Source organism: Ferrovibrio sp. (assembly GCF_965278975.1).
Taxonomy (GTDB): domain Bacteria; phylum Pseudomonadota; class Alphaproteobacteria; order Ferrovibrionales; family Ferrovibrionaceae; genus Ferrovibrio.
In genome coordinates this window covers 3,386,683-3,398,248 of the sequence record NZ_OZ257126.1, presented here as the reverse complement: position 1 = coordinate 3,398,248, position 11,566 = coordinate 3,386,683, and the positions used below count along the sequence as shown (strand labels likewise).

Genomic DNA, 11,566 nt, shown 5'->3' with positions numbered 1-11,566 from the left:
ATCCGCCCCGGAAAGGGGGCTTACGGAGCATATTCCGCCACTTTTCACTGACCCGGATTTCCCTAGATGGTTGCAATCGTGTTGCGGGCAAATGCAATTATAAGCCGGGGCAAGCAGCCGACGGCATACAACCAAGGGTCAGTTGCGTGCCTGGAATTCAGGCAAAAGCTTGGCACCCTTGCGGCGGGCAAGACAGCGGAAACCGCTCCACCAGATGGTTGCAGGAGGCATCGGGAAAATATCCACGTTTCGGCCCAATATCCCCGATAAGAATCCCAGCCACCTGAAGTCACGGTAGCTGACTGGGTCTGAGACCCTGGACCCGAGACCCTGGGCCCGAGACCCTGGGTCCGAGGCCGGCAAAATCAGGAAATCCCCGCTATACGAGTCGCCAAACCTCAATCCCGGTCAATCCAGCCCCGCCCCCGAATCCCGAGGAAACTCGTGAGGCGCTGCCGATAACGGATTGCGAGCCCTCGGGGCTGAAAACGACCCGTAGGGAAAGGATGACGGATTGTCAGGGAGGAGAAAATGGCGCGCTCGAAGAGATTCGAACTCCTGACCCCCAGATTCGTAGTCTGGTGCTCTATCCAGCTGAGCTACGAGCGCGTGACGCGGCGAACCGCGACGGGGCCGGAACGTACTCAAACTCTCCCCCCGATGCAAGCCTCTCGCGGGCAGCATTAAAGGGGCCCGCAAGTCTCGGATTTTCAAGGAAGAAGGTGCTTGCTAGGGCGATACGCCTTTCGCTAGTATGCGAGCCAGTCCGTCTCCAGCCGTCAGGCTGGTGGCGAAATGGGGGTTGCCTCAGGATTGAATACGGTGGGAGCGCCATGATCATGGCGATGCCGCCGTGTTACTGGTCCGGGCAAGCTGTAACGCGAAAACGACTACGAAACGTGAGACGGCGCGGCATGTCACATCCTGTTGTTCTCGAGGCCGATGTCGGGCGGGTGCAAGCGAAGCCGGTTGCGGCGCCGCGGGCGCTGCGCCTGGTTTCCGCCCTCGCCCTGATATCGCTGCTTTCCGCCTGCTCCTATGTCACCGATGAGTTGTGGCCGTCACTGACCGGCGAGGAACCGACCGGCCAGCCGCTGGCAACGCAGCAGATCGCGCCCGCCGCCATCGAAGCCAATCGCCAGCCGACGCTGAGCATGCCGCAGCAGCAGATGGCCCAGCTCCCCCCGGCTTCCGCTCCCGCCGCGCCGGTGATGGGCAATGCCGCCTACCAGCCGGTGGGCGTCACCCCCGGCCAGCCGACCGGCACCTTTGTCGGCCAGAAGGTGCAGCAGATGCGCACCGAGCTGCAGCAGCTGCAGCAGGCCGTATCGCAGCGCAGTCAGCAGGTTCAGGCGGTCCGCGCCTCGGCCACGGCGAATTCGCAGCGCTACCATGGCACCGTGGCCGCCGTTAACACCCGCCTGCAGATGGGCACCACGCCGGGCAACCCGATCCTGGTGAACCAGTGGAACCAGGCCCAGGCCGATCTCGACCGCATGGCCACCGATGTGGCGGCGATGAACAGCTTGAGCAACGAAGTCGCCGCCGATTCGGCGATGGCGACCTACCTGTTGCAGGCCACCAAGTCGACCTACTCGATCTCAGGCGCCATCGACGAGGATCACCGCCAGCTTGCCGTGCTGGAGGATGAGACCTCGAAGACCGTGGTGCAGATCGACCGCGTGCTTGGCGAACTCTCCGAGGATGTGGCACGTCAGACTGCCTATGTCGGCGCCGAACGCGGCAACCTCACCACTGTTGCCACCGCGATCAAGTCCGGCGAGGCGCTCGGCCCGTCGCTCGGCACCCGCGCCTTCACCGCCGCCACCATGGCCGGCGGCCAGCAGCTTGGCTTCGCCGCCCCGTCCGGTGCAGTCGGCGGCGCTGTTACCACCGGCGCGCTGCCGGTGGTTGGCAATGATGGCCGCACACCGCTGGTGGTGATCCGCTTCGACCGCGCTGACGTGCCCTATCAGCAGGCGCTCTACAATGCCGTGACCAAGGCGCTGGAGCGCCGGCCGCAGGCACAGTTCGACGTCATCGCCGTCGCCGCCGGCCAGGGCAATGTCGCCCAGGTGGCGAGCAACCAGAATCAGGCACGCCGCAATGCCGACCGCGTGGTGCGCAGCCTCGCCGAGATGGGCCTGCCGGCCAGCCGCGTGACGATCTCCGCCGCCGGCAACCCGCAGAGCGCCGCCAACGAAGTGCACGTTCTAGTTCGCTGATACAGACTTAGAGATGTAAAAGAAAAAGCCCGCCAAATGGCGGGCTTTTTTATTGTTCACTCTGTGCTGCGACAGGCATGGAGTACCGGCACGGAAATGGTGGGCGATGACGGGATTGAACCGCCGACATCCTCGGTGTAAACGAGGCGCTCTACCGCTGAGCTAATCGCCCATGCCATGAACGTGCCGCTTATAGCAGGCGACATCCCGGCTGCAAAGGCGTGGGGCCTGAGCCCAAACAACGAAGGCGCTGGCGCGCGCAATACGAAGGCGCTGGCGCGCCGTGGCGAATTCGTTCAAGCTGAAACCGATGACCGCGCGTGATCTCAGCCTGCTGCCGCCCGACCTGAAAAAATTCCTGGAGCTCTGGGAGAGCAAGCGCCAGGGCCGCCTCATGCCCAGGCGCAGCGACTTCACGGTGGAGGAATTCACCCCTTGGCTGGGCCGCCTGCATCTGGTGCGGGTGGAAGGCGAAAACGATGGCGATGGCCGCTATATCGTATTCGCTACCCGCTCGGCGGAACGCTATGGCCGGGAGATGACCGGCAAGCTGCTGAGCCAGTTCGAACCGGAGGAAATGGCAGCGCGGGCGCTGGAAGACCATTTCCGCATCCTGCGCGAACGCGGCCCCACCTATAGCGAGATCAACGACACGTTCGGCCCGCTGCTGATGCATTGGAGCCGGCTGTCGTTGCCCCTGAGCGACGACGGACAACGCATCGACCGCTATCTGGTCGCCCTGCACTATTTCCTCTAAGTCCGGCTTCGGCTTCCCCCTAGAACGGCAACGGGCAGCGCCACAATGTGGCGCTGCCCGTTACACGTTATCCAAGGCTCAGCCGCTGCTTGCCTGAGCCGGTGGCTCAGCCGACGGCTTCCTTGAGGCTCTTGCCGGCACGGAACTTCGCCTGCCGCGTCGGCGGCAGGTCGATCCGCTCACCGGTGCGCGGGTTGCGGCCCGGGCTTGCCCGCCGGGTGCCGACGAAGAAGCTGCCGAAGCCGACGATGCGCACCTCTTCACCACGCTTGAGCGATTCCGTGATCAGGTCGAACACGGACTCAACCGCCCGCTCTGCCTGCTCTTTGCTCAAGCCGGTCGCTTCGCGCACTTGCACCATCAGATCCTGCTTATTCACGCCGCCTCCGTTTCCCTTCTAGTCCAGGCCGAAGCCGTTCAGTGCTTGATCACACCGTGCTCGCCCTCGGCCTCCGGCTCCACCGGGGGCCGCTTGTCGAGGTCTTCCGTGTCGGACCATTCGATTGCCGTCAGCGGCTGGGTCAGTGCTTCGCGCAGCACTTCCTCGCAGGTCGACATCGGCAGAATCTCCAGCCCCTTCTTAACATTGTCGGGGATTTCGACCAGGTCCTTCTCGTTCTCCTTCGGGATCAGCACCTTCTTGATGCCGCCGCGATGCGCCGCGAGCAGCTTTTCCTTCAGGCCGCCGATCGGCAGCACACGACCGCGCAGGGTAACCTCGCCGGTCATCGCCACATCCTTGCGCACCGGAATACCGGTCAGCACCGAGACGATGGAAGTGACCATGGCGACACCGGCGGACGGACCGTCCTTCGGCGTGGCGCCTTCCGGCACATGGATGTGGATGTCGCGGCGATCGAACATCGGCGGCTTGACGCCGAAGGCAACCGCCCGGCTGCGCACATAGGAGCGCGCCGCCTGCACCGATTCCTGCATCACTTCGCCGAGCTTGCCGGTGATCGTCATGCGGCCCTTGCCAGGCAGCATCACGGCTTCAATCGACAGCAGCTCGCCGCCCACTTCGGTCCAGGCCAGGCCGGTGGTGGTGCCCACCAGGTCTTCCAGCTCGGCCTCGCCATAGCGGAACTTGCGCACGCCGGCATACTTTTCGAGATTCTCCGGCGTCACCTTCACGCTCTTGGCGTCGGTGGAGAGAATCTCCTTCACCGCCTTGCGCGTCAGGTTGGCGATTTCACGCTCCAGGCTGCGCACGCCGGATTCCCGGGTGTAGTAGCGCACCATATCGCGCAGGCCATCATCCGTGATCGACCATTCGCCCTTCTTCAGGCCGGCCGCCTTGATCTGCTTCTCGATCAGATGCTTCTTGCTGATTTCGATCTTCTCATCCTCGGTGTAACCGGGGATGCGGATGATCTCCATGCGGTCGAGCAAAGGCTGCGGCATGCGCAGGCTGTTGGCCGTGCAGATGAACATCACGTCCGAGAGGTCGTAATCGACTTCCAGGTAATGGTCGTTGAAGCTGTTGTTCTGCTCCGGATCAAGCACTTCCAGCAGCGCCGAGGACGGATCGCCGCGGAAGTCCTGGCCCATCTTGTCGATCTCGTCGAGCAGGAAGAGCGGATTGGTGCTCTTGGCCTTCTTCATCGACTGCACGATCTTGCCGGGCATCGAGCCGATATAGGTGCGGCGATGGCCACGGATCTCGGCCTCGTCGCGCACGCCGCCGAGCGACATGCGCACGAAGTTGCGGCCGGTGGCGCGCGCAATCGACTTGCCTAGCGAGGTCTTGCCGACGCCGGGCGGGCCGACGAGGCAGAGGATCGGACCCTTGAGCTTCGACGAGCGCTGCTGCACCGCCAGGTATTCAAGGATGCGCTCCTTGACCTTCTCCAGGCCATAGTGATCGTCGTTCAGCACGCCCTCGGCGTTCTTCACGTCCTTCTTCACCTTGGTGCGCTTCTGCCACGGGATGGTCAGCATCCAGTCGAGGTAGTTGCGGATCACGGTGGCCTCAGCCGACATCGGGCTCATCGAGCGCAGCTTCTTCAATTCGGCCTGCGCCTTCTCGCGCGCCTCCTTGGTCAGCTTGGTCTGCTTGATGCGGGTTTCGAGTTCGGCCAGTTCGTCACGGCCATCCTCGCCCTCGCCCAGCTCCTTCTGGATCGCCTTGAGCTGTTCGTTGAGGTAATACTCGCGCTGCGTCTTTTCCATCTGGCGCTTCACGCGCGAGCGGATCTTCTTCTCCACCTGCAGCACGCCGATCTCGCCTTCCATCAAGGCATAGACCCGCTCCAGGCGCTCGATCACAGCGGCGGTCTCCAGCAATTCCTGCTTCTCGGCAATCTTCACCGTGAGATGCGAGGCGACGGTATCGGCCAGCTTGGAGGAATCCTCGATCTGGTTCAGCGACACCAGCACTTCCGGCGGAATCTTCCGGTTCAGCTTCACATACTGCTCGAACTGGTTGATCACCGAACGCACCAGCGCTTCGGACTCGCGCTGTTCGCCCGGCTGGTCCGGCAGCGGCTCGGCATAGACCTGGAAGAATTCCGGGTTCTCCGCGTATTTCACGATCTTGGCGCGCTGACCGCCCTCGACCAGCACCTTCACGGTGCCATCGGGCAGGCGCAGCAGCTGCAGCACCGAGGCAACAGTGCCCACGGTGTGAATATCTTCCGGCTGCGGGTTGTCCTGACCCGCATTCTTCTGTGCCACCAGCAGGATCTGCTTATCGTCCTTCATCACATCTTCAAGCGCCTTCACCGACTTCTCGCGGCCGACAAAAAGCGGCACGATCATGTGCGGGAAAACCACGATGTCGCGGAGCGGCAGTACTGGATAAAGCTGGGCACGAGGGGAAGTGGACATGGGAAATCTTTTTGTTACTGGGCCACGGAGGAAATCCCTGCGGCAACCGTTAATGGGTAAGATGGGAGCTTGCCGGGGTTCCGTCAAGCCATGGTACCCGCAGCCAACTTCACCGGACTGTTACCAATGATTCTCGAATCGGCCATGCTCCATATACGGAGCGGCAAAGAAGCGGATTTTGAAGCAGCGATGGCCGATGCCGCGCAGTTCATCCGCCAAGTTCCTGGATTCAAAGGGCTGGAGGTGCGCAGGGGGATCGAACGCCCCGGCAGCTACCTGCTGCTGGTGCGCTGGGCCAGCCTGGAGGCGCATAGCATCGGCTTCCGCCAGTCACCACACTACCGCGAGTGGCGCGCCCGATTGCATGGCTTTTATGAACCATTCCCCCTGGTGGAACACTGGGCCGAGCCGGCGGTCAGCGCGGAAGCCTGATGTCAAAAAGCCTAAGGACTTGAATCCCAATCGGCTGCATGGCGCTTACGCCAACTGGCTGAAAACACTGCACCACGCGGCTTAAATTTCCTTATTTCGGCTTATTTCTTCTTATTTTTCCTTATTTTGGCTTATTTGCGCCTATATCGCCGTATTATGGTGTAAATGCTTGTTTTGATGGGAATAATACAGGAACATCATACTATCAGACCACGCGGCAGTCAAAGCAAATGGGATCCCCGCCTGCGCGGGGATGACAAGGAGAGCAAGGCATCAGTCCGCATGAGTGAAATCGTCATGGCCCGGCTTGGCCGGGCCATCCACGAGTTCCTGTTCTCAAAAAAGCCAACGCGTGGATGCCCCGCCTGAAGCGGGGCATGACGTTCTTGCGTTGCAGACGTCATCCCCGCGCAGGCGGGGATCCCATTTTTTGTTGAATAAATGGGGCGCTGTAAACGCGCGAACGCCGAAGGCGTTCGTAGGCGCACAGGCCCGAAGGGCCTTCGCGAGAGTGACGCAGCAATGGTAATGGCCCGCAAAAACGAAATGCCCGGCTTGTGGCCGGGCATCGCGTGACTTGAGACGGGAGAGCCGCGCACTTTTAAGCGCCGACATCCTCGCGCTTGCGGTCGGCATAGATCAGCAGCGGCTTGGCGCGGCCTTCCACGACTTCCGGCGAGATCACCACTTCCTCGACGCCTTCCATGTTCGGCAGATCGAACATGGTATCGAGCAGGATGCCTTCCATGATCGAGCGCAGGCCACGGGCGCCGGTCTTGCGCGCAATGGCCTTGCGCGCGATGCCGGCCACGGCCTCGTCGGTGAAGGTGAGGCGCACATCTTCCATATCGAACAGGCGCTGATACTGCTTCACCAGCGCATTCTTCGGCTTGGAGAGAATATCAACCAGTGCGCTCTCGTCGAGATCATGCAGCGTCGCGATCACCGGCAGGCGGCCGATGAATTCCGGGATCAGGCCGAACTTCAGCATATCGTCGGGCTCGACCTCGGCCAGGATGTCGCCGGCGCGGCGCTCATCGGGGCCGCGCACTTCAGCGCCGAAGCCCATTGAGGTGCCTTTGCCGCGCGCCGAGATGATCTTTTCCAAGCCGGCGAAAGCGCCGCCGCAGATGAACAGGATATTGGTGGTATCCACCTGCAGGAATTCCTGCTGCGGATGCTTGCGGCCACCCTGCGGCGGCACGCTCGCCACGGTGCCTTCCATGATCTTCAGCAGGGCCTGCTGCACGCCCTCGCCCGAGACGTCGCGGGTGATCGAGGGGTTATCTGACTTACGGCTGATCTTGTCGACTTCGTCGATATAGACGATGCCGCGCTGGGCGCGCTCGACATTGTAATCGGCAGATTGCAGCAGCTTGAGAATGATGTTCTCCACGTCCTCGCCGACATAGCCGGCTTCGGTGAGCGTGGTGGCATCCGCCATGGTGAACGGCACTTCCAGGATGCGGGCCAGCGTCTGGGCCAGCAGGGTCTTGCCGCAGCCTGTCGGGCCGACCAGCAGGATGTTCGACTTGGCGAGTTCGACTTCGTTGCCCTTGGCGCCGTGGCCGATGCGCTTGTAGTGGTTATGCACCGCCACAGCCAGCACCTTCTTGGCCAGCGGCTGGCCGATCACATAATCGTCCAGCACCTTGCAGATTTCCTGCGGGGTCGGCACGCCGTCACGGGTCTTCACCAGCGCGGACTTGTGCTCCTCGCGGATGATATCCATGCAGAGTTCGACGCATTCGTCGCAGATGAAAACGGTGGGACCGGCGATGAGCTTGCGCACCTCGTGCTGGCTCTTGCCGCAGAACGAACAATAGAGGGTGTTCTTGGAATCGCCGCCGCTGAGCTTGGTCATGCCTACTCCGTCTTCTGGCTGGCACCGGACGAACCGGGCCCCGCCCTACCCGCCGGGAAACACCAGCGGGGCTTCATCGAATCACCATAATAAGGAAGCACTTCGTGTCACACAACGCCCGGGCCGTGAGCTGGCGCGGCGCCCTGCATGCCAGGAGCGATTCTAATTACAGTAGGTTAGACAGGAATTAACGCGGACGGGCGAAATGACAATTGGTCAGATTTCCCCGCCCAGTCTGCGCCAACCAGACGGCAACCCTGGCTTGGCGGCATTCCGCCTTAAATGCTTGGCCGCCTTAATTGCCTGACCGCCCTGATTACCGGGCTGCCTTACTTCTTGACGTCGTCCGGCACAATCCGCTTCTCGACCACTTCATCGACAATGCCGAATTCCCTGGCCTGATGCGCGGTCATGAAATTATCCCGTTCCATTGCCGTTTCGATCCCAGCCAGTGGCTGGCCGGTATGGCGGGCATAGATATCGTTCAGGCGGGCGCGGAGTTGCAGGATTTCGCGGGCGTGGATTTCGATATCCGCCGCCGCACCCTGATAACCGCCAGACGGCTGATGCACCATGATTCGGCTATTGGGCAGCGAGTAGCGCATGCCCTTTTCGCCAGCCGCGAGCAGCAGCGACCCCATGGAGGCCGCCTGGCCGATGCACAGCGTCATCACCTTGGGGCGGATATACTGCATGGTGTCGTAGATCGCCAGGCCAGACGTGACCAGGCCGCCCGGGCTGTTGATATAGAAGGCGATTTCCTTGTTCGGGTTCTCGGCTTCGAGGAACAGCAACTGGGCGGTGATCAGCGAAGCGACGCCATCATGCACCGGGCCGACCAGGAAGATGATGCGCTCTTTCAGCAGGCGGGAGTAGATGTCGTAGGCGCGCTCGCCCCGATTGGTCTGCTCGATGACCATCGGAACCAGCGTATTCATGTAGGTGTCGATCATCTTTTCCATACGCCTGTCCGGTCGGCTGCGTTGATTCGGGGCTCAGGTGCCTTGGGCTTAATAGTGGGGCAGCAGACGCCGCTCGGCAACTGCTGCCCCAGCTAGATTAATCCGCAGCTTAGGCCTGGGCCTCTTCCGCTGCCTTGGTCAATTCTTCCTTGCTCACCGGCTTGTCGGTGACCGAGGCCATCTCGACGATGAAGTCGATCACCTTGTCCTCGAAGATCGGGGCGCGCAGCGAGGCGGAGGCTTCCGGGTTCTTCTGGAAGTATTCCATCACCTGGCGCTCCTGACCGGGGAAGCGGCGGGCCTGCTCGATCATCGCCTTGGTGACTTCTTCGGGCTTGACCTCGATATTGTTGCGGCGGCCGACTTCGGACAGCAGCAGGCCGAGGCGGATACGGCGTTCGGCGATCTTGGTGTATTCCGCCTTCAGCTCGTCCTCGGACTTGTTCTCTTCCGCCAGTTCGGCCTTGAAGCGCGCCTCATCGGCGGTCACTTCCTTCCAGATCTGCTCGAATTCCAGTTCCACCATGCCCGGCGGCACGTCGAAGGTGTGGCTGTCGGCCAGTTGATCCAGCAGCTTGCGCTTCAGCTGCAGGCGCGACAGGCCCTTGTATTCCTGGCCCAGGTCGCGCTTCACGTTGTCGCGCAGTTCCTGCAGCGAGCCGAGACCGAAGCGCTTGGCGAATTCATCATCCACCACAGCCTTCTGGCCAGCCTTCACTTCGCGGATGGTGCAGGCGAATTCAGCGGCCTTGCCGGCCAGATCGCTGTTGCCGTAATTCTCCGGGAAGGTGACATGCACGGTCACCGGTTCACCCACGGCCTTGCCGAGCAGCTGCTCTTCGAAGCCGGGGATGAAGCTGTTGGAACCCAGCACCAGCGGATAGTTTTCCGCCGTGCCGCCATCAAACTTCACGCCATCCACGCTGCCCGAGAAATCGAGCATGATCTGGTCGCCATTCTCGGCGGCGCGCTCGACCGTCTCGTAGGTCTTCTGGTTCTCGGCGATCTTGGTGACGAATTCATCGACCTCGGCCTCGCCGATTTCGACCGTCATGCGCTCAAGCGTGATCTGCTTGAAGTCGCCCGGCTCGATCTCCGGCAGCAGCTCGACGGTGAGCGAGCATTCCAGATCCTTGCCCTCTTCGAAGGAAGTGATCTCGACCTTCGGCTGCATCGCCGGCTTCAGGCCCTTGCTTTCAATGGTGTCCTTGAGCGCGGAATTGACCTGCTCTTCCATCGCCTCGCCGAGCAGGGCGCGGCCATACTGCTTCTTGACCAGAGCGGCGGGCGCCTTGCCGGGGCGGAAGCCCGGCATGTTGACGCGCTGACGCAGCTGCTCAAGCTTCTCGGACACGACGGCATCGAGGGCGGCAGCGTTGATCACCACCTTGTATTCGCGCTTCAGGCCCTGTGCGCTGACTTCCGTAATCTGCATGGTCTCAACACCCTGGTTCAGAAAATTCCGTGATTCTACGGTCCCGACGGCAGGGCTTACAGGCTGCGTTTTTCAGGCAGGCTGTCAGGCCGGCGGGTGGTGCGGGCGGAGGGATTTGAACCCACACGCCTTGCGGCACGGGAACCTAAATCCCGCGTGTCTACCAGTTCCACCACGCCCGCTTCCCCAAAATCCGGGACCGCGCCGGCTGGGCCGGCACGAGGGCGCAGTCTATAGCATGGGGCAAGGCCCCGGGATAGGGCTTTCCGGGGTTTTCCAACGGGGGCAACGGAAAAGCTCAACCGCCTGATTTGGCGGGCTTTTTGGCCTTGCTCTGGTCGCAGTGGAGCATCGCTTCACGCTCAGCCAGCCACTCGGCGGCATAACCGCAGTCGCGGAAGTCATCATAGAACGGGCCGCCGGACGTGTAATGCAGGTTGCCGACATCCTTGCTGGGCAGGTCGTAATCCACCAAGTGGTTCCAGCGATGCGGGATTTCGCCGATCCGGTCATCGTCACCGAGCCACTTGAACTGGTGCAGTTCAAGCCCGGTGGCGCTGTTGACGTAATCCGGCGTCAGCGCCCGGCATTCGGCGCAGTTGAACAGCATCACGCTGGACCAGTTCTTCTTCTCGTACCGGGTCTGCACCTTTTCGAGGAATTTCACCTCCTCCTTCGGCACATGGTCGTGCTTCACGACTTGCACCGCATAGGCCGGGTCGCGCAAAGCCCATAGCTTGGCGATGTCGTCCTGGAACAGCATGTCGTCGTCGGTGAACAGCGCCCAGCCCTGGAAATCGCACAAGGATGGCACCAGGAAGCGCGAGAAGGAGAAGTCGGTCGATTGCAGTTCGTGGCGTGGCCGGGTGTAGATGCCGCCAAGCTGGTTCAGCGCCAGATAGGTGAAGCTGACCGGCTGCGACGCACGGCTGGCGATGCTGTGGGCCGCCACCGAGGAAGCCACCGGCGCGGAACGGCTGTAACCGAGAAATACCCTGATCATGGCGATGATCCTGCGGCAAAATTGTTAAAGAATCCGCTTCCCAAAAGCCGGTTTCGGGA

The 11,566-nt window shown here is 61.8% G+C and carries 9 protein-coding genes and 3 tRNA genes; 3 read left to right on the top strand and 9 right to left on the bottom strand.

Translation table 11 applies throughout. The features are described from left to right. Positions 1–532: 532 nt before the first annotated feature. A tRNA-Arg gene (locus ACQY7X_RS16085) sits at positions 533–609 on the bottom strand. A gap of 305 nt (positions 610–914) precedes the next feature. Here ACQY7X_RS16085 and ACQY7X_RS16080 point away from each other — a divergent pair. Further along, a complete protein-coding gene (locus tag ACQY7X_RS16080) occupies positions 915–2,225 on the top strand; it encodes a hypothetical protein (protein WP_428246428.1) in 1,311 nt (436 codons plus the stop codon). Positions 2,226–2,322: 97 nt separating this feature from the next. On the opposite strand, the gene ACQY7X_RS16075 is transcribed toward ACQY7X_RS16080, so the two are convergent. Continuing rightward, positions 2,323–2,397: transfer RNA gene (locus tag ACQY7X_RS16075), tRNA-Val, on the bottom strand. Positions 2,398–2,508: 111 nt separating this feature from the next. On the opposite strand from ACQY7X_RS16075, the gene ACQY7X_RS16070 reads away from it, so the two are divergent. Continuing rightward, positions 2,509–2,982, top strand: coding sequence for a hypothetical protein (locus tag ACQY7X_RS16070; RefSeq protein ID WP_428246427.1), 474 nt, complete (start codon positions 2,509–2,511; stop codon positions 2,980–2,982). A 106-nt stretch (positions 2,983–3,088) separates the two neighbouring features. On the opposite strand, the gene ACQY7X_RS16065 is transcribed toward ACQY7X_RS16070, so the two are convergent. Both ACQY7X_RS16065 and lon read right to left on the bottom strand, forming a co-directional pair. Next, entirely contained in the window at positions 3,089–3,361 is a 273-nt protein-coding gene (locus tag ACQY7X_RS16065; RefSeq protein ID WP_341984781.1) for an HU family DNA-binding protein, read from the bottom strand. Positions 3,362–3,399: 38 nt separating this feature from the next. Next, positions 3,400–5,811, bottom strand: a complete 2,412-nt coding sequence (gene lon, locus ACQY7X_RS16060; RefSeq protein ID WP_428246426.1) for an endopeptidase La — start codon at positions 5,809–5,811, stop codon at positions 3,400–3,402. A 126-nt stretch (positions 5,812–5,937) separates the two neighbouring features. On the opposite strand from lon, the gene ACQY7X_RS16055 reads away from it, so the two are divergent. Then, positions 5,938–6,243: an antibiotic biosynthesis monooxygenase family protein gene (locus ACQY7X_RS16055; protein ID WP_428246425.1), complete on the top strand. Its 306-nt coding sequence runs from the start codon at positions 5,938–5,940 to the stop codon at positions 6,241–6,243. Positions 6,244–6,844: 601 nt separating this feature from the next. Here the strand turns inward: ACQY7X_RS16055 and clpX are convergent. The 5 genes from clpX to ACQY7X_RS16030 form a co-directional block, all read right to left on the bottom strand. Further along, the gene (gene clpX, locus ACQY7X_RS16050) at positions 6,845–8,107 is read right to left on the bottom strand and encodes an ATP-dependent Clp protease ATP-binding subunit ClpX (protein WP_428246424.1); all 1,263 of its coding nucleotides are present in this window, start codon (positions 8,105–8,107) and stop codon (positions 6,845–6,847) included. A 329-nt stretch (positions 8,108–8,436) separates the two neighbouring features. Then, positions 8,437–9,069 carry an ATP-dependent Clp endopeptidase proteolytic subunit ClpP gene (gene clpP / locus ACQY7X_RS16045; RefSeq protein WP_428246423.1) on the bottom strand — a complete coding sequence of 211 codons (633 nt, stop codon included), beginning with the start codon at positions 9,067–9,069 and terminating at the stop codon, positions 8,437–8,439. Positions 9,070–9,178: 109 nt separating this feature from the next. Beyond that, positions 9,179–10,504 (bottom strand): trigger factor, encoded by a 1,326-nt coding sequence (tig, locus tag ACQY7X_RS16040; RefSeq protein ID WP_428246422.1) that lies wholly within the window; start codon positions 10,502–10,504, stop codon positions 9,179–9,181. Between the two features lie 97 nt (positions 10,505–10,601). After that, positions 10,602–10,686, bottom strand: a tRNA-Leu gene (locus ACQY7X_RS16035). Between the two features lie 116 nt (positions 10,687–10,802). After that, complete coding sequence (locus tag ACQY7X_RS16030) at positions 10,803–11,507, bottom strand: glycosyltransferase (RefSeq protein WP_428246421.1); 705 nt, start codon at positions 11,505–11,507, stop codon at positions 10,803–10,805. Between the last annotated feature and the right edge of the window lie 59 nt (positions 11,508–11,566).